At 69.2% G+C, this 18,462-nt stretch carries 15 protein-coding genes; 10 read left to right on the top strand and 5 right to left on the bottom strand.

Annotated features, from left to right (window positions below):
* The first annotated feature begins 32 nt into the window (after positions 1 to 32).
* The gene (locus HUT12_RS22095) at positions 33 to 584 is read left to right on the top strand and encodes a GrpB family protein (RefSeq protein ID WP_176094579.1); all 552 of its coding nucleotides are present in this window, start codon (positions 33 to 35) and stop codon (positions 582 to 584) included.
* A 297-nt stretch (positions 585 to 881) separates the two neighbouring features.
* On the opposite strand, the gene HUT12_RS22090 is transcribed toward HUT12_RS22095, so the two are convergent.
* A complete protein-coding gene (locus HUT12_RS22090) occupies positions 882 to 1,871 on the bottom strand; it encodes an N-acetylglucosamine kinase (protein ID WP_176094578.1) in 990 nt (329 codons plus the stop codon).
* Between the two features lie 191 nt (positions 1,872 to 2,062).
* Between HUT12_RS22090 and HUT12_RS22085 the strand changes: the two genes are divergently transcribed.
* From HUT12_RS22085 to HUT12_RS22045, 9 genes are all read left to right on the top strand, one after another.
* Positions 2,063 to 3,025 carry a MurR/RpiR family transcriptional regulator gene (locus HUT12_RS22085; protein ID WP_131055506.1) on the top strand — a complete coding sequence of 321 codons (963 nt, stop codon included), beginning with the start codon at positions 2,063 to 2,065 and terminating at the stop codon, positions 3,023 to 3,025.
* Positions 3,022 to 3,771: an SIS domain-containing protein gene (locus HUT12_RS22080; RefSeq protein ID WP_176094577.1), complete on the top strand. Its 750-nt coding sequence runs from the start codon at positions 3,022 to 3,024 to the stop codon at positions 3,769 to 3,771. The genes HUT12_RS22085 and HUT12_RS22080 overlap by 4 nt, the downstream gene beginning before the upstream one ends.
* 25 nt (positions 3,772 to 3,796) lie before the next feature.
* The gene (ngcE, locus tag HUT12_RS22075) at positions 3,797 to 5,200 is read left to right on the top strand and encodes an N-acetylglucosamine/diacetylchitobiose ABC transporter substrate-binding protein (protein WP_131055511.1); all 1,404 of its coding nucleotides are present in this window, start codon (positions 3,797 to 3,799) and stop codon (positions 5,198 to 5,200) included.
* Between the two features lie 37 nt (positions 5,201 to 5,237).
* Positions 5,238 to 6,179 carry a carbohydrate ABC transporter permease gene (locus HUT12_RS22070; RefSeq protein ID WP_131055513.1) on the top strand — a complete coding sequence of 314 codons (942 nt, stop codon included), beginning with the start codon at positions 5,238 to 5,240 and terminating at the stop codon, positions 6,177 to 6,179.
* 13 nt (positions 6,180 to 6,192) lie between these two features.
* The gene (locus tag HUT12_RS22065; RefSeq protein WP_176094576.1) at positions 6,193 to 7,155 is read left to right on the top strand and encodes a carbohydrate ABC transporter permease; all 963 of its coding nucleotides are present in this window, start codon (positions 6,193 to 6,195) and stop codon (positions 7,153 to 7,155) included.
* Positions 7,156 to 7,254: 99 nt separating this feature from the next.
* On the top strand, positions 7,255 to 7,656 hold the full coding sequence (locus HUT12_RS22060) for a VOC family protein (RefSeq protein WP_176094575.1): 402 nt from the start codon (positions 7,255 to 7,257) through the stop codon (positions 7,654 to 7,656).
* Between the two features lie 20 nt (positions 7,657 to 7,676).
* Positions 7,677 to 9,386 carry a bifunctional 3'-5' exonuclease/DNA polymerase gene (locus HUT12_RS22055; RefSeq protein ID WP_176095916.1) on the top strand — a complete coding sequence of 570 codons (1,710 nt, stop codon included), beginning with the start codon at positions 7,677 to 7,679 and terminating at the stop codon, positions 9,384 to 9,386.
* Between the two features lie 273 nt (positions 9,387 to 9,659).
* Entirely contained in the window at positions 9,660 to 10,760 is a 1,101-nt protein-coding gene (locus HUT12_RS22050) for a hypothetical protein (protein WP_131055432.1), read from the top strand.
* A gap of 235 nt (positions 10,761 to 10,995) precedes the next feature.
* Positions 10,996 to 14,100, top strand: a complete 3,105-nt coding sequence (locus tag HUT12_RS22045) for a hypothetical protein (RefSeq protein ID WP_176094574.1) — start codon at positions 10,996 to 10,998, stop codon at positions 14,098 to 14,100.
* 165 nt (positions 14,101 to 14,265) lie between these two features.
* Here the strand turns inward: HUT12_RS22045 and metK (HUT12_RS22040) are convergent, their stop codons facing one another.
* The 4 genes from metK (HUT12_RS22040) to HUT12_RS22025 form a co-directional block, all read right to left on the bottom strand.
* Positions 14,266 to 15,459, bottom strand: coding sequence for a methionine adenosyltransferase (gene metK, locus HUT12_RS22040; RefSeq protein WP_176093308.1), 1,194 nt, complete (start codon positions 15,457 to 15,459; stop codon positions 14,266 to 14,268).
* 7 nt (positions 15,460 to 15,466) lie between these two features.
* Positions 15,467 to 16,660: a methionine adenosyltransferase gene (gene metK, locus HUT12_RS22035; protein WP_176093308.1), complete on the bottom strand. Its 1,194-nt coding sequence runs from the start codon at positions 16,658 to 16,660 to the stop codon at positions 15,467 to 15,469.
* Positions 16,661 to 16,873: 213 nt separating this feature from the next.
* Positions 16,874 to 17,863, bottom strand: a complete 990-nt coding sequence (locus HUT12_RS22030; protein ID WP_131053209.1) for a xanthine dehydrogenase family protein subunit M — start codon at positions 17,861 to 17,863, stop codon at positions 16,874 to 16,876.
* Positions 17,860 to 18,396: a (2Fe-2S)-binding protein gene (locus HUT12_RS22025; RefSeq protein WP_176094573.1), complete on the bottom strand. Its 537-nt coding sequence runs from the start codon at positions 18,394 to 18,396 to the stop codon at positions 17,860 to 17,862. The genes HUT12_RS22030 and HUT12_RS22025 overlap by 4 nt, the downstream gene beginning before the upstream one ends.
* Positions 18,397 to 18,462: the final 66 nt, after the last annotated feature.

The following is an 18,462-nucleotide window of genomic DNA, read 5'->3' as shown; positions in this document are numbered from 1 at the left end:
AGGGCATCGCCGAGACTGGGACGATGAGACGCATGGAGGGCACACCGGTCACTCTCTGCCCGCACGATCCGCACTGGGCGGTGCTGTTCGCGCAGGAACGGGTCGCCCTGGAAACCGTTCTCAGGCGGTGGCTGGTGGGGCCGGTCGAGCACATCGGCTCGACATCGATTCCCGGCCTGGCAGCAAAACCGATCATCGACATGATGGCGCCGGTACGCAGCCTGTCGGAGGCGGTTGCGGCGATCGAAGTGGTGACCGCTCTCGGCTACCGCAACGGTGTGCACCGCCCGGAGGAAGCGCACTATTTCTTCAAGCCGGCGACCGACAACTGGTGGGAGCGCACCTGTCAGCTCCACCTCACCGAGCCGACCTCACTGCTCTGGCGGCGACGCATCGCGTTCCGCGACGCGCTGCGGGGGCGTGTGGACTACCGGTCCCGGTACGAGCAGCTCAAGCGCGATCTCGCGCGGGCGCACGGCGCCGACCTGGCGGCCTATGCGCGCAACAAGGACGACTTCGTCAACGAGGTCCTCGGCGTCCGTGACAGGACGCAAGCGCCAGCCGTCGACCACCCGGACCGGTGACTCGGGGAGTCCGGCAGGATCTCGCCATCGGCCCTCTGCCGGCGGTTCAGAGTGTCCTCCCGGCCGCCTTTGCTCTGCTTCAACCAGCGCAACGAATTCGAGCCGATCATGTGGCGTGGGTTGAAGCAGAGCAAAGGCGGCGAAGGAGGGTCAGGTAGCCGCGCCTGCGGTGATCGGATGGCCGATAGCAAATGGCGCAGATCGATGAGTGTCGCCAATGTGCGCGAATGCGGGGCAACGTGCTCCCGCTGCCGGCCGGGGTGGCCGGGATGGCCAAGGCCGACGGTGGCGCGGGGGTCAGGTGGGTGGCGGGACCAGGCGGGCGTGCAGGTCGGTCGGGTCGGTCACCTCGGGCAGTTCGCGGGCGGCCAGCCAGGCCGCGGCGGCGGCGCCGTCCCCGGCCGGTCGGACCGGGGCGTCCGGCCAGCGTCGTCGGGCCTCGGCGTGGACTGCGGCGGCCAGCGGGGTGTCGCCGGTCAGCAGCCCGCCGCCGAGCACCAGGACGTCGGTGTCGTCGGCCGCTCGGATCCGGCCGACCGTGTCGGCGAGGTGGGTGCCGGCCGTGTCGAGCAACGCGACCCCGGTCGGTTCGCCGGCGGCGGCGGCGTCGAGCACCAGCGGGGCGAGGCGGGAGAGTTCCACCGGTGGGCGACGGGTGGCGGCCTGCACGACCGCGTCGACGGTGTCGCGGGGGCGGGCCGCGATCTCGGCAGAGCCGGTCAGTTCGGTGAGCACCCGTCGGCCGAGGTCGCCCGGGTCGGTGCCGCTGTCGAGGGCGGTGAGCAGTCGGCGTACCGCCTGTCGTCCGAGCCAGAAGCCGGAGCCGGCGTCGCCGAGCAGCCAGCCGTGTCCGTCGGCGACGCGGTCCAGGCGTAGGTTGCGGACCTCGGCGGCGATGGCGCCGGTGCCGGCCACGAGGACGGTGCCCCGAGGGGCGGCGGTGGCGGAGGCGTACGCGATGAGGGCGTCGCCGTGTACCGCGTACGGGCAGCGGAGGCCGGCGGTCCGCCAGGCATCGGCGAAGGCGGCGCGTCCGGCGGGGTCGGCCTGGAGGCGGCCCGCTCCGGCGAGGCCGATGGCGCCGGCGCGTACCCGGGTCGGGTCGATGCCGGCGAGTGCCGCGCGTAGGGCGGTCAGGAGCTCCCCGGCGGCGCGGGTGGCGCCGTGGCTCGTGGGGTTGCCGCCGCCGGCTCGGCCGGTGCCGAGACGGCCGCCGTCGAGGGTCACGGCGAGCGCCCGGGTGGATGTGCCGCCGACATCGAGGCCGATCACGACGGTGTCGGACATCGGCATCCAACCTCCTTGATCGATCTGCGTTCATGCTGGTCGCGGTGCCTCTCCGGGGCAAGAGGCGGATCCGGGCCCGGACAGTGCGTCAGGTAACAGTTTGAAAACTTCGCCCACGGTCTTGACACGGAGGTGGCTTCAGTAAGAACTTTTACCACTATCAGTTAACAGTCTTTTCCGAAAGGCGTCCCATGGTTGATCACGAGGCGGACACCTCCGCGGGCACCGCGGTGGCCGACGCCGACCGGGTTGACCGGCGGGGCGCCATCGGCGTCGCCTCGGGCGGGATACTCGCTCGGGTGCGCAGCGGGTCCGACGAGCTGACCGGCGCGCTGCGCCGGGTCGCCGAGCACGTCCTCAGCGACCCGGAGGCGGCGGCGCGGGCCACCATCGTCGAGCTGGCCGAGCGCAGTGGCACGTCACCGGCCACGGTCACCCGGTTCTGCCGGGCGATGGGCTTCGACGGCTACGCCGACCTGCGGTTGGGCATCGCCTCCGAGACCGGCCGGGCCCGCTCGGCCGGGTGGACCGTCGACATCGGACGCGAGATCCAGCCCAGCGACCCGCTGGACCGGGTCCTGGAACAGATCATGGCGGCCGACACCCGGGCCATGCACGACACCGCCGCGCTGCTCGACCTCGACGAGGTGGAACGGGCCGCGAACGCCATCGCCGGGGCCAGCCGGGTCAACATCTTCGGTGCCAGCGGCAGTGCCCTGGTCGGCGAGGAGATGCAGTTCAGCCTGCACCGCATCGGGGTGGCCGCCTGGGCGTGGAACGACGTGCACTCCGGGCTCGCCTCCGCCGCGCTGCTGCGCCCGGGCGACGTCGCGCTGGGCATCTCGCACAGCGGCCAGACCCGGGAGGCCATCGAGATGGTGGCCGAGGGCGGTAGCCGGGGCGCGACCACCATCGCGCTGACCGGGTTCCGTCGCTCGCCGCTGGCCGAACTGGCCGACGTCGTGCTGCTGACCGCCAGCCACGCCACCACGTTCCGTCCGGACGCGCTGTCGGCCCGGCATCCGCAGCTGGTCGTCCTCGACCTGCTCTACATCGCGGTCGCCCAGCGCACCCACGACCGCGCACACGCGGCCTTCCGGCGTACCGCCCAGGCCGTCGACGGGCACAAGGCCGCGAGGGGAGCCAGCGCATGATCAGCGCCCAGGGGTACGCGGACGCCGTCCGCCCCGTTCTCGACCGTCTCGTCGACCGGGGGCACGAACCGCTCGGCCGGGCCGCCGACCTGATCGCCGGCAGCCTGCGCGACGGTGGGGTGCTCCAGGCGTTCGGGGCCGGGCACTCCGAGGCGTTCGCGGCCGAGCTGGTGGCCCGGGCCGGCGGGCTGGTGCCCACCAACCGGCTCACCCTGCACGACCTGGTGCTGCACGGCGACGCCCCGCGCGACCTGCTCGCCGACCCGAAGCTGGAGCGCGACCCGGCCATCGCCCACCAGCTCTACGAGATCGCCGCGCCGCAGCCGCAGGACGTGTTCGTGGTGGCGTCCCAGTCCGGCATCAACGGCTCGGTGGTCGAACTGGCCCTGCTGGTCACCGGTCGCGGTCACCCGTTGATCGCGGTCACCTCGGTCGAGCACACCGGACGGGTCGCTCCGCGCCACCCGTCGGGCCGGCGGCTCGTCGATCTCGCCGACGTCGTGCTGGACAACGGCGCGCCGTACGGTGACGCACTGCTGCCGCTCGAGGGCGGCGGCGCGGTCTGTGCGGTCTCCTCGGTCACCTCGGCGCTGCTGGCGCAGCTGCTGACCGCGGAGGTCGTACGACGGTTCCACCAGGCCGGAGAGGCACCCCCTATCTACCTCTCCGCCAACGTCCCCGGTGGGGACGAGCACAACCTCGCCCTCGAGTCGCGGTACGCCGGTCGTCTCCGGCGCACCGCCTGACCCGACACCACAAGGAGAGTCAGAGATGTCCGTTTCCCCCGATCTGAACCGCCGGACCCTGCTGCGCCGCGCGGCCGCCGCGGGCCTCCTGGTGACCCCGGCCGCGGGTCTGCTCAGCGCCTGCGCGGGCAGCACGCCCAGCGAGAACACCGACAACGCCGGGGAGAAGAGCACCGACAACCCCTTCGGCGTGCAGGCTGACAGCGCCGTGAAGGTGGTCATCTTCAACGGTGGGCTCGGTGACGCCTGGGCGAAGGAAGATCAGGCGATCTTCAACGCCAAGCACCCGAACATCACCGTCAACATGAGCTCCACCCAGAAGATCAAGACCGAAGAGCAGCCCAAGATGGCGACGCAGCCGAGCGACGTCGTGATGAACTCGGGCGCCGACATGATGGACATCAGCACCCTGGTCAACGAGGGCGCCATCGAGCCGCTGGACGACCTGCTCGCCGCCCCGGCCTGGGAGGGCGGGGGCACCGTCGCCGACACCCTGCTGCCCGGCACCGTCGCCGACGGCACCTTCCAGAGCAAGTTCTACGTGGTCAACATCGCCTACACGGTCTGGGGCAACTGGTACAACTCGGCCCTGTTCGACCGGGAGGGCTGGGCCCCGCCGAAGACCTTCGACGAGTTCTTCGCGCTCGCCCCGAAGATCAAGGCCAAGGGCATGTCGCCGTACGTCTACGACGCCGTGCACGGCTACTACCCGCGCTGGGCGCTGATGGCCACGGTCTGGAAGTCGGCCGGCAAGCAGGCGGTCATCGACATCGACAACCTCAAGGAGAACGCCTGGCGGGCCGACGGCATCCTGCCTGCCCTGGAGGTGTGGGAGAAGCTGGTCAAGGACAAGCTGGTGCTCCCGGGCAAGCTCGACCACACCCAGTCGCAGCAGGCCTGGCTCGACGGCAAGGCGGCCTTCATCCAGGTCGGCACCTGGCTCAAGAACGAGATGGCGGCGACCATCCCGCCGGGCTTCGAGATGAAGATCTCCGACTACTGGGGCCTGGGTGCCACCGACAAGGCGCCCAACGACGTCTACGCCGGCGCCGGCGAGGGCATCGTGGTGCCGAGCAAGGCCCCGAACAAGGCGGCGGCCAAGGAGTTCCTGCGGGCCGTGCTCTCCAAGGCCGGTTCGGCGAAGTTCGCCGAGCTGACCAAGTCCCTCGCCTCCACCACCGGCTCCGGCGACAACGTCCAGGACTCGGCGCTGGCCAGCGCCAACGACCTGATGAAGAACGCGCCCAAGGACCTGGTCTCGATCAAGTTCTGGAACTTCTACGCGGACCTGGACAAGGAGAGCCAGAACCTCTCCCAGGAGCTGATGGCCGGCCGGCTCACCGCCGCGCAGTTCGTCGACAAGATGCAGGCCGCCGCCGACAAGGTGGCCAAGGACTCGTCCATCACCAAGCAGACCCGCGACGCGTGACACCCGCCGGACCCAACCGAACGAGGAAGTGAGAGACATGCGGCACGGTGTTGGCCGTTTCGTCACGGGTTTCCTGGCACTGCCGGTCGGCCTCTACGTCTTCTACGTGGTGTGGCCCTTCCTGCAGGCCGCCGGGTACTCGCTGACCGACTGGGGAGGCTACTCCGACAGGCAGCAGTTCGTCGGGCTGGACAACTACATCCGGTTGTTCTCCGACGAGCTGATCAGGAAGGCGTTCTGGCACAACGTCTTCTTCCTGATCACCGTGCCGCTGTTCACCATCGCGCTGGCCCTGTTCCTCGCGTTCCTGCTCAACGTGGGCGGACGCGAGGACAAGGCCGGCATCCGGGGCGTCTTCGGCTCCGGGTTCTACAAGGTGATCTTCTTCTTCCCGCAGGTGCTCTCCCTGGTCGTCATCGCGGTGATGTGGCAGCAGATCTACCGCGCCGACAGCCAGGGCCTGATCAACGGCCTCCTGATGAAGATCGGGCTGGTCAGCGAAGAAGACCCGATCACCTTCATGTACGACCCGGAGCCCTTCCTCGGCGTACCGGCGGTGTTGTGGTGGTTGTTGCTGATCGCGGTCTGGAGCGGCGCCGGTTTCTACATGGTGCTGTTCTCGGCGGCCATGCAGTCGATCCCGAAGGACGTCTACGAGGCGGCCATCCTCGACGGCGCGGGACGCTTCCACACCTTCTTCCGGATCACCCTGCCGCTGCTGCGGGACACCGTCTCGGTGGCCTGGGTCTACCTGGGCTTCATCGCCCTGGACATGTACGCCCTGGTCTTCGTGATGACGCCCAGCCAGGGCGGACCCAACCACGCCAGCGAGATCTTCGCGTCGGTGCTGAACTTCACCGCCTTCCAGAAGGGCCAGTTCGGCTACGCCTGCGCCATGGGCGTGGCGCTGGCGATCTTCACGATCCTGCTGGCCGCGCTCCAGCTCCGGATCACCCGTCGTGAGCGGATCGAGTACTGAGGAGACCTGGACGATGAGCACGGTGACCCACACCCCGGGTGGCCAGGCCGGGCCCGACCAGGCCCCGCCGCCGGGACGTACGCCGGCCGAACGCGCCGCCGTCGGTGGCGGTCGTGCCGGGGCACGGTTCTTCAACGGCCTCTCGCATCTGTTCCTCGCCGTCTGGGCGATCATGGTGTTCTACCCGCTGCTGTGGGTGGTGATGTCGGCGCTCAAGACCGACTCGGAGGTGATCCGCAAGCCGCTGTCGCTCATCCCGGAGCAGTTGCAGTGGCACAACTTCGGTCGGGCCTGGACCGAGGGGCACATCGGCGAGTTCTTCCTCAACACCGTGCTGGTGTTGACCGGCAGCGTCTTCCTCACCATGCTGCTCGGCTCGATGGCCGCCTACGTGCTCGCCCGCTACGAGTTCCCCGGCAACCGGCTGATCTACTACATGTTCCTGTCCGGTCTGACCCTGCCGATCTACCTCGCCGCGGTGCCGCTGTTCAAGGGCGTCTACAACACCGGTGTGGCGCTGCCGTTCCTCGGCCCGAACAAGCACCTGATGCTGATCCTGGTCTACGTGGCGTGGTCGCTGGCGTTCACCGTCTTCTTCATGCACTCGTTCTTCCGGACGCTGCCCAACGCGATCGCGGAGGCGGGCATGGTCGACGGGGCTTCGCACAGCCGGCTCTTCTTCAGCGTGATGCTGCCGATGGCCAAGCCCGGCCTGATCAGCATCGGCATCTTCAACGTGCTCGGCCAGTGGAACCAGTGGTACCTGCCGACCCTGCTCATGCAGTCGGTGGCCGGCGAGCCGAAGAACCAGGTCATCTCCCAGGGGCTGATCGAGCTGTCGGTCAACCAGGGCTACCGCTCCGACTGGTCCGGCCTGTTCGCCGGGGTGACGATGGCGATGCTGCCGGTGCTCATCGTCTATATCGTCTTCCAGCGCCAGGTGCAGTCCGGCCTCACCGCCGGCGTCAGCAAGTAGCGCACACCGTCCGCCCCCGGCCCACCGGTCGGGGGCGGACTTGACCTCGACGTCGGTTGAGGTTGCACGATGCCCTCTCGGTCTACCGAGGGAGCAACCGTGATCGACCCCGCCGCCAGCATCCGGATCGCCCGACCGTCCCGTGACCTCGCGGTCGCGGAGCACTTCTATCGCGACGGGCTCGGCCTGCACGTGCTCTGGCGAGGGCAGGGCGGTCCCGGCGAGCACGACCTGATCATGCTGGGCTGGCCGGAAGCCTCCTGGCACCTGGAACTGGTCGGCGGCCCGCACCTGGCGGTCCGACCGACACCGGGCCCCGAGGACCTGCTCGTGATCTACCTCGGCGAAGCTCCCGACGAGAAGCTCGTCCCCCGACTCGAATCCGCCGGTGGTCGCCGGGTCTCCCAGGGCGCCTACTGGGACCGGTGGGGGATCACCGTCGAGGATCCGGACGGCTACCGCCTCGTGCTGTCCCACCGCTCGTGGTCGAACGCCGACTGACTCTGCTCCTGCCCGCGGGGGTGTCGTACCCGGGCGGAAGAATGCTGTTCGTGCTGGTGGCGGTGGTGCCCGACGAGCGGGGCGGGGGAGTGCTGCAACCCCTCGACCCGGCGGGCGCCGCCCTGGGGCAGCCGGAGCCGACCGCCGACCTGGCCGCCGCGGTGGCCGCCCGGGAGCGGGCCGACTCGCCGCGCTGGGTCTGGGCCTGCGGCACCACCCTTTATCCGGCGCTGCTGCGGGCCGGTGTCCGCGTCGCTCGCTGCCACGACGTGGAGCTGACCGAGGCGTTGCTGCTCGGCTACGCCGGCCGCTTCGGTGAGCCCCGCGCGTTGGCGGCGGCGTGGGCGCGGTTGACCGGCGCGCCGGTGCCGGCCGATCCGCCGCCGCGCGTGGCCGCCCCGCCGGGCGGTGGGCAGGGCGCGCTCTTCGACGCCGTGCCCGGGCCGCAGGGTCCGGGCATCACGGCGTTGACCGGGGTGTACGCCGATCAACTCGACCGGATCGCGGCGACCGGGGCACCGGGGCGGTTCCGGCTGTTGGTGGCGGCCGAGTCGGCCGGTGCGCTGATCGGGCCCGAGATGGGTGCGGCTGGCCTGCCCTGGCGCGCTGACGTGCACGACGCGATCCTGACCGAGCTGCTCGGGGAGCCGTCACCGGTGGGCGGGCCGCCCCGCCGACTGGCCGAGTTGGCGACGCGGATCGCCGAGGCGTTCGGCGTACGGCAGGTGCACGCGGACAGCCCGGCGGAACTGCTGCGGGCGTTCGCGCGGGCCGGGGTGGAGCTGCCGAACACGCGGGCCTGGGTGCTGCGCGGAGTGGACCATCCGGCGGTGCCGCTGGTGCTGGAGTACAAGGAGCTCTATCGGATCTGGACGGCGCACGGGCGGGCCTGGCGGGACGCGTGGGTCCGCGAGGGGCGGTTCCAGCCGGAGTACGTTCCCGGTGGAGTGGTGTCGGGCCGGTGGGCGACCCGTGGTGGTGGCGCGTTGCAGATCCCGAAGGTGATCCGTCGTGCGGTGGTGGCCGACCCGGGGTGGCGGTTCGTGGTGGCCGACGCGGGGCAACTGGAGCCTCGGGTGCTGGCGGCGGTCTCCGGCGACACCCGGCTGGCGGCGGCGGGTGCCACCGGTGACCTGTACGCCGCGCTGGCCCGGGACGCGTTCGGCGGTGACCGGGGTCGAGCCAAGCTCGCCCTGCTGGGGGCGATGTACGGGCAGACCGGTGGTGCGGCGGTGCCGGCCCTGGCGGTGCTGCGGCGCAACTACCCGACCGCGTTCGGTCATGTCGAGGCGGCGGCCCGCACCGGTGAGGCGGGCGGGCTGGTGCGGTCGTGGTTGGGGCGTACCTGTCCGCCGGGGACGACCGGGTTCGGCGCGGGTGACGACGGGCCGTCCGACCCGGATGCGGCCGGTGACCCGCAGTCGCCCCGGGCCCGCGCGGCCCGGTCCCGTGGGAGGTTCACCCGCAACTTCGTCATCCAGGCCACCGCCGCCGAGTGGGCCTCGACGCTGCTCGCGGTGCTGCGGGGCGAGTTGGCCGGCACCGAGGCCGAGTTGGTCTTCTTCCAGCACGACGAGGTGATCGTGCACTGCCCGGCCGCGCAGGCCGAGCGGGTCGCCGAAGCGGTCGACCGGGCCGGGCGGCGGGCCACCGCGCTGTTGTTCGGCGAGACCGCGGTGCGGTTCCCGTTGGACCTGTCGGTGGTGGAGTGTTACGCCGACGCGGCGTGAGCGGCGCGCGGCGGGCCGGGGTGAGGCCGTCGACGTCCGGTCGGCGTCGATGGTGGGCGTGACGCGTGGACGGGGCGGCTTCCCGGGCTCGCCGTGCTCGTCGGCGCGGGTCGCGTCGCGCAGAGTTCACCCTGATTTCGGCTGCCGGGCATTGTGCAAATGAGCCGGTTGACCGTGTCTGACCTGCGGTTTCTTCCACGCGTTCGGTGTGCCACCCTGGTGCCTCCAACTTGACCACTCCGGTCGGGGAGGTGGCGATGCCGGGGAGGCGGAATGGCCAGACGCGTCTATGTGCACATCGGTGCCCCGAAGACGGGCAGCACCTTCGTGCAGAACGTGCTCTGGAGCAACCAGAACGTGTTGCGCAAGGCCGGGATCCTGCTGCCGGGCAGCGCGGTGGCGCACGACCAGGCGATGGCGGATCTGCGTGCGGCGCACTGGCGTGACGCCGGGGTGTACTGGACGTGGGACCGGCTGGCCGAGAAGGCGCGCCGGTGGTCCGGCGACGTGATCATCAGCAACGAGGGGCTGGGTGCGGCGACCAGTGCGCAGGCGGCCCGGGCGATCGAGAGCCTGCAACCCGCCGAGGTGCACGTGATCGCGGCCGGGCGGGACCTGTGGCGGACCTTCCCGTCGACCTGGCAGCAGAGCATCCGGGCGCGCAGCACCTGGCGCTTCGACGGTTTCCTGCGGGCCGTCGAGGCGGGCCGCTTCGACACCTTCTGGGACAACTACACCGCGCCCCGGATGCTGCGCCGCTGGGGGGACCTGGTGCCGGCAGCGCAGCGGCACCTGGTGGTCGTGCCGCCGCCCGGTGCCCCGCGAGACCTGCTCTGGCACCGTTTCGCCGGGGTGCTGGGCATCCCGGACGGCCTGTGCGAGCTGACCGCACCGACCTCGAATCCCTCCCTGGGTGCTGCGGAGAGCGAGTTGCTGCGCCGGGTCAACCAGGCGCTGGGGGACAGACATCCGCTGCGGACGCCGTACCAGAAGGTGGTGCAGCGGCACCTGGTCGACGCGGTGCTCAAGGAGCGCGCCAACGACCTGCGGTTCGGTGTCGGCCTGGACCGGGCTGCGTGGGTGTGCGACCTCGCCGAGCAGCAGATCGCGGAGATCCGGGACTATCCGTGCACGGTGGTCGGTGATCTGGACGAGTTGCGGCCCACCGAGATGGAGCGGACGGTCAGTCCCGACGAGTTGGACGACGGGCAGTTGCTCGACGTGGCGATCGAGACGATCGTCGCGATGCTCGGGCATGCCGATTCTCTCGGTCGGCGGGCCGAGGGCCAGGCCGACGAGATGCTGTCGCGCCTGAAGGCGCGAGCCGCTGGTGGCGTCAAGCGCCGTCTTCGGCTGGCCGGTCGACGGTCCTAGGTCAGACCGCGCAGGTCAGGCACGGGTTCAGCCCGGTGCCGGGATGCCTGTCCCGGACACAGGGATGCCTGTCCCTGTCCCTCGGGACGCTGGGCGGGGGACGGTCAGCGGCGGGACGTAGGCGTGTGGCCTGCCCCGTGAGGGAGCTGTGGTGCGTACAGGAATGAGATCTGGGATCAGAACGCGACCCGGCGTAGGCCGGTGGTGGCGTGGCTGGGCCGCCGTCCTGGCCGGGGTGATGGTGGCGACCGGCGCGCAGGTGCCGGCCCAGGCCGACGACTCGGTGGAGTTCGACGACGCGGCGGCACACGCTGCGCTCTTCAGCGCGGCGGTACAGCTGACCGGCCCGGACACGGCGGGCGTCAAGAACGCGGTGCTCACCGCCGAGCTGCTGGACTGGCGGCGGGTCAACCCCTCCGCCAGTAGCGAGCAGATCGCGGCGCACGTGGCGCTCACCCGGAACCGGGCCGACAAGGCGGTGTCAGACGGCGACGGCGACTCGAAGTCCCGCTTCGCCCTGATGTCGGCGGTGGCAGCGGGGATCGGAGTCAAGGACAAGGACGAGCAGGGCGGCGACGCGCCGGTGCTCAACGGGCCGCATCTGCGCGAGATCCTGACCAGCACGGTCGGTGTCCAGGGCGCCAATGTGGTCAAGGACGCGCTGAACCTGGTGCGGGGCGGATTCCAGGATGCGGCGTGGAACGCGCACATCCGAGGGGCCACCGACGCCACCTTCGCCGCCCTGCGACGGACGGCCACCACCGACGCGGCGCTGGCGACCGGGTGGGACGCGGCGTTCGCGGCCCGGACCGGAACCAGCGTGCGGGCCAGTGAGGCCGCCCTGCTCGCCATCCAGATCCACCCGCCGCAGCCGAGCAACCCCGGCACGATCGGTCACTACGTGCCGCTGGCCCAGATCAAGGCGGCCCGCGGTGACAAGGACAACTACCGGTCGTTCGTGCAGCAGCAGGCCACCCGGGTGCTCCAGGTGCTGGACCAGAATGCGAACACCCGGACCACGGAGGTGATTCACTACTCGACGACCTACCTCATCCACGGCAACAGCCCAGACGAGGCTACCCGCAACGCCGAGAAGCAGAAGACCGACAGCAACAAGATCCTGTTCGAGGGGCTTGGCAAGTCGGTCAGCATCCTCTCCACCCTGATGGGCTTCACCGACGAGAAGTTCGGCGGTCAGCTGAAGATCGTCGGCGATGCGATGGTCACCTCGGTCAGTGCGATCAACACGTACATGACTACGGTGCTCAATGCGGGACTGGGCACGGCCGCGAGTGTGATGGGTACCGCGGTGATGACCGGGAACCTGCTCGGTGCGGGAATGAGCCTGGTGAAGCTCTTCACCGGGGTGGACGACGATCCCCACGCCATGATCCTGGCGGAGATCCAGAAGCTCCATCTCCGGATCGACCAACTGGCAAAGGGGATGGACCAGCGCTTCGACCGGATCGAGACGGCGCTCAACGTCATGTACGGCGACCTCGTCGGTCTGCTCGGAGACCTGTCGAAGTCGGTCGCGGAGGTCAGGGCCAAGATCGGCGAGATCGCGACCCAGTTGCAGACGATCGAGCGCAAGATGGACTCGATGGCGCTGGCGATCCACGTTGCACTCGAGGGAATCGCGAAGAGTGACCTGAACAAGGTGATCAACACCTACGTGCACTACGAGGCCATCACCGGCCGACCGATGGCAAGTTACTCCGACTACCACGAGAAAGCGGAGGCGCCCACCTTCGACTTCGCCACGTCGACGGCAATGAGCCCGGGCACCTTCACGGTGCCCGAGGGAACCAGCCTGGACGACCCGGTCACCGTACTCAACACGAACCTGCCCGAGGCGTCCATCAACTACCTGACCACGTGGGCGGCCAAGGAGTTCCATCTGCCCTATTCCAACCCGCGGGTGGCCAATCCGGCGGCCTGGGGCACCGCGGCTCGCACCTACAACATCCTGCAGTTGCAGAACCCGGAGTTCGCGGGCCAGATCCTCGCCTATCGGGCGGCGGAGATCGCGACCACCGGTGACGAGATCAACAAGCAGGTCCGCCAGTTCAGTGCCCCGGGCGAGGGCGGCGGTACCAACAAGCTGTTCACCGAACTGGTCGGCATCTATCGCACCGCCATGGAGGGCTGGGCCAAGCAGGCCGACGGCATCCGGGGAGCGGTGATGTGGAACGGCGTCGGCGTCCCGATGCCCGAGTACGACCTGTGGGGCAAACCAGACCAGGCGATCGAGGCCAAGATTCCGGAGGCCTCCACGATGCCCGCCTGCTCCGGCTACCTCGGCAACCGTGCCATACCGGCCACCCTGCGGCGCTCCACCCTGCCCAATCCCTTCCACCTGGCCGACCACGGGCTGCCGACCGACAAGCGGCCGCAGTTCGCGACCTGTTTCGAGGCGCAGTTCGTCAACGTCGTGGAGAACCAGACGCCACGGCTGCAGACCAGCAGCGGCGACCTGCAGATCACCGTCCGGTCGCGGGTCCGCTGGCACGGCGGTGAGTGGCAGGACGCCCAGACGGCGACCCAGGTCTTCCCGGTGGGGGTCTTCTGCTCCATGCGGGTGGTGAACAACGAGCCGAGCGGCTACTGCCACGACGAGAAGTACTTCCTCGACGAACGCTGGAACGCCAGCTACCGGACGGCCTTCGAGTCGGCGCCGGTCCCGCCGATCGGCGCGGTGGCCCAGACCGCGTACAACAAGGCCGCCGCCATGCTGGCCGGCCGGCAGAAGTACTTCTACACCGTGATGGTGAACGGAAGTGGGGTGAACCGGCCCGTCGAATTCAAGTGGGACAACGCCCGGCTGCTGTGGGAGAGGGGCCAGGAGGTGACCACCGCGATCCGGCTGCTCCAGGCGTACTCGGAGTTGGGCTGGGCTTCCGCGCTGGAGCGCGACGACGCCCTGAATGCGCTTCTGTTCGGCGAACACGGCCTGCCCGGCGACTGGGCTGCGCCGCGCACCGACGTCGACCAGTCGCACAACCTGCACTTCGGCAAGACCTTCCAGCTTGCCCTGGCGAACTACGCCGGCTGCGTCCAGGAAGGCTGGGATCCCTGCGCCAACGACAAGTTCGACTTCCGACCGCAGCACGAAATGGTGCGCTACGGCGTGGACTGTGAGCAGGTCGAGGTGGAGGGCAAACCTCGGGATCCGATCAGCGCCTGCATCGTCAGCGCTGCCAGCTTGCGCTCCGAGCAGCTCAGCGGCCGGTACGACCACTGGTCGGCCCGGATCGAGGCGGGCAGCCACGTCGAAGGGCTGCCGAAGGTGAAGGCGCTCGTCGACTCGACCCGCGCCACCAACACCAACGTGCACTGACAACCTCAGATCACCAGGTCACCGGCCGCATCGCCCCGACTGTCCGGTACGGACGCTCGGGTGTCGGGTGCGGCCGGCGACCTCCGGGTAACCCGGACGGCGTCGGTCCCGGTCCCGGCGGCTCTGGCAGCCGCCGGGACCGGGACCGGCCTCTCGTGTTTGTCGTCAGGCTCCTGCGGCCGACTTGAGGTCGGCGGCCCGGTCCGTGTTCTCCCACGTCAGATCCGGCAACTCCCGACCGAAATGCCCATACGCCGCCGTCTGCCCATAGATCGGACGCAACAGGTGCAGATCCCGAATGATCGCCGCCGGACGCAGATCGAACACCTCAGACACCGCCCGCTCGATCGACGCCACCGACACCGTCTCCGTACCGAACGTCTCCACGAACAAACTCACCGGATGCGCCTTACCGATCGCATACGCCACCTGCACCTCACACCGCTCCGCCAACCCCGCCGCCACCACGTTCTTCGCCACCCACCGCATCGCATACGCCGCCGACCGATCCACCTTCGACGGATCCTTACCCGAAAACGCCCCACCACCATGCCGCGCATACCCACCATAGGTATCCACAATGATCTTCCGACCCGTCAACCCCGCATCACCCATCGGACCACCGATCTCAAACCGGCCCGTCGGATTCACCAACAACCGATACCCCTCAACATCCAACCCCAGGCCCTCCAACTCCGGCCCGATCACATGCTCCCGCACATCCGGAGCCAACAACGACTCCAACGAGATGTCCGCCGCATGCTGCGACGACACCACCACCGTGTTCAACCGCACCGGACGCAGACCCTCATACTCGATCGTCACCTGCGTCTTACCATCCGGACGCAGATACGGCACCGTCCCGTCCTTCCGCACCGCCGACAACCGACGCGCCAACCGATGCGCCAACGCGATCGGCAACGGCATCAACTCCGGCGTCTCCGAACACGCAAAACCAAACATCATCCCCTGATCACCGGCACCCTGCGCATCCAACGCCGACTCCGACGAACCCGTCCGCAACTCAAAGGCGTTATCCACACCCTGCGCAATATCCGGCGACTGCGCCCCAATCGACACACTCACCCCACACGACGCCCCATCGAAACCCTTCTTCGACGAGTCATACCCGATACCCAGAATCGTCTCCCGCACGATCGACGGAATATCGGCATACGCCTTCGTCGTCACCTCACCCGCCACATGCACCTGACCAGTCGTGATCAGAGTCTCCACCGCCACACGGCTATGCGGATCCTGAGTGAGCAGGGCATCGAGAATACCGTCACTGATCTGATCAGCGATCTTGTCCGGGTGGCCTTCCGTGACCGATTCGGACGTAAAGAGGCGGCGTGACACGCTTGTGTCAGGCTCCTGCGGCCGACTTGAGGTCGGCGGCCCGGTCCGTGTTCTCCCACGTCAGATCCGGCAACTCCCGACCGAAATGCCCATACGCCGCCGTCTGCCCATAGATCGGACGCAACAGGTGCAGATCCCGAATGATCGCCGCCGGACGCAGATCGAACACCTCAGACACCGCCCGCTCGATCGACGCCACCGACACCGTCTCCGTACCGAACGTCTCCACGAACAAACTCACCGGATGCGCCTTACCGATCGCATACGCCACCTGCACCTCACACCGCTCCGCCAACCCCGCCGCCACCACGTTCTTCGCCACCCACCGCATCGCATACGCCGCCGACCGATCCACCTTCGACGGATCCTTACCCGAAAACGCCCCACCACCATGCCGCGCATACCCACCATAGGTATCCACAATGATCTTCCGACCCGTCAACCCCGCATCACCCATCGGACCACCGATCTCAAACCGGCCCGTCGGATTCACCAACAACCGATACCCCTCAACATCCAACCCCAGGCCCTCCAACTCCGGCCCGATCACATGCTCCCGCACATCCGGAGCCAACAACGACTCCAACGAGATGTCCGCCGCATGCTGCGACGACACCACCACCGTGTTCAACCGCACCGGACGCAGACCCTCATACTCGATCGTCACCTGCGTCTTACCATCCGGACGCAGATACGGCACCGTCCCGTCCTTCCGCACCGCCGACAACCGACGCGCCAACCGATGCGCCAACGCGATCGGCAACGGCATCAACTCCGGCGTCTCCGAACACGCAAAACCAAACATCATCCCCTGATCACCGGCACCCTGCGCATCCAACGCCGACTCCGACGAACCCGTCCGCAACTCAAAGGCGTTATCCACACCCTGCGCAATATCCGGCGACTGCGCCCCAATCGACACACTCACCCCACACGACGCCCCATCGAAACCCTTCTTCGACGAGTCATACCCGATACCCAGAATCGTCTCCCGCACGATCGACGGAATATCGGCATACGCCTTCGTCGTCACCTCACCCGCCACATGCACCTGACCAGTCGTGATCAGAGTCTCCACCGCCACACGGCTATGCGGATCCTGAGTGAGCAGGGCATCGAGAATACCGTCACTGATCTGATCAGCGATCTTGTCCGGGTGGCCTTCCGTGACCGATTCGGACGTAAAGAGGCGGCGTGACACGCTTGTCCTTCCCAGAGCGAGACGGGGTCAGTGGATAGGGCGTTCCGTGGAATCACCCCTTCATGGCAGCCTGCCATGCGGCAACCGTCGGCGGCGAGTCCATGTGTTCGGGAACGCGGCTGCGGACACCACGAGAGAGTGGCCGACCCCCTTGACGAGAAAGGTCGAGGTCGTTCCAAGCCTCGGCGACGGTGCGCGGGATCGGCCCGTCGCCTACCGGCCCGTCGCAGCCAGGTCCAGCAGCGTACGCACGACGGCGTTGCGGGCCAGCGGCACCTTGAAGGCGTTCTCCGGCAGCGGTCGCGCGTCGGCGAGCTCGGCCTCCGCGGCCCGGTGCAGTCTGTCCTCCGTGGGCGGTCCGCCGCGCAGCAGGTCCTCGGCGCGGGTGGCCCGCCACGGCCGGTGCGCGACGCCGCCCAGCGCGATCCGGACGTCGCGGATGCGTCCGTCGGCCAGGTCGAGCGCGGCGGCGACGGAGACCAGGGCGAACGCGTACGAGGCCCGGTCGCGGATCTTGCGGTAGTAGGAGCGGGCGGCGAAGGTCAGCGGAGGCAGGTCGACGGCGGTGATCAGTTCCCCGTGGGCCAGCACCGTGTCCGTCTGAGGTGTCGATCCGGGCAGTCGGTGTAGCTCGGTCAGCGGGATGGTGCGGCTGCCGTCCGGCCCGGTGGTCTGCACCAGGGCGTCCATCGCGGCCAGCGCTACGGCCAGGTCCGACGGGTGGGTGGCGATGCACTCCGGGGAGACGCCCAGGATCGCCAGGTCGCGGTGGTGTCCCTCGACAGCGGAGCAGCCGGTGCCCGGGGCGCGCTTGTTGCACGCCGTGGTGACGTCCTGGAAGTAGGGACAGCGGGTGCGTTGCAACAGGTTCCCGCCCACTGTGGCGAGGTTGCGCAACTGGGTGGAGGCGCCGTTGAGCAGCGCCTGCGCGACGACCGGGTAGCGACGCCGGATCAGCGGATCTGCGGCCAGGTCGCTGTTGGAGACGCCCGCGCCGATGCGGACGCCACCGTCGGGCAGCTCCGTGACGCTCCGGGAGGTGACGTCCCGCAGGTCGACCAGGAGGTCGGGGCGGGCCACGTCGAGCTTCATCAGGTCCACCAGGTTGGTGCCGCCGCCGAGGAAGGCCGCCTGTGGCGAGCGGGCCAACAGGGCGACCGCGCCGGCCAGGTCGGTGGCGCGCGCGTACCGGAAGGGCCTCATGACCGGGCCACCTCCTGGATCGCCGGGATCATGTTCGCGTACGCGGCGCAGCGGCAGAGGTTGCCGCTCATCCGTTCCCGGATCTCGTCGGGGTCGGCGGTGAGGTCGACCGGCCCGTGGGCGGCCGGGTCGGTGCGGTCGGGGTCGCGTACGGTGACCGCGCTGGGCCACCCGGATGCCGCCTCGGCGAGCATGGCGACCGCCGAGACGATCTGTCCCGGGGTGCAGTAGCCGCACTGGAAGGCGTCGTGGTCGATGAAGCTCTGCTGCACGGGGTGCAGTCGACCGTCGTGGGCGAGTCCGGCGGCGGTGATCACCTCGGCGCCGTCGTGGGCCACCGCCAGCGCGAGGCAGCTGTTGGCGCGTCGGCCGTCGAGCAGCACGGTGCAGGCGCCGCACTGGCCGTGATCGCAGCCCTTTTTGGGGCTGGTGTTGCCCAGTCGTTCGCGCAGCGCGTCGAGCAGGGTGGTGCGGGTGTCGACGGTGAGCCGGTGGTCGGCGCCGTCCACGCGGAGTGCGATCTCGGTGTCCATGCGGTCGTCCCCCGGAGGATCGTGGGTCGGCGAGTTAACGCTATTAAACGGATCCGTAACGCCCAA

It is taken from the genome of Verrucosispora sp. NA02020 (assembly GCF_013364215.1).
Lineage (GTDB): Bacteria > Actinomycetota > Actinomycetes > Mycobacteriales > Micromonosporaceae > Micromonospora.
This window is presented reverse-complemented; position numbering and strand designations above follow the sequence as displayed.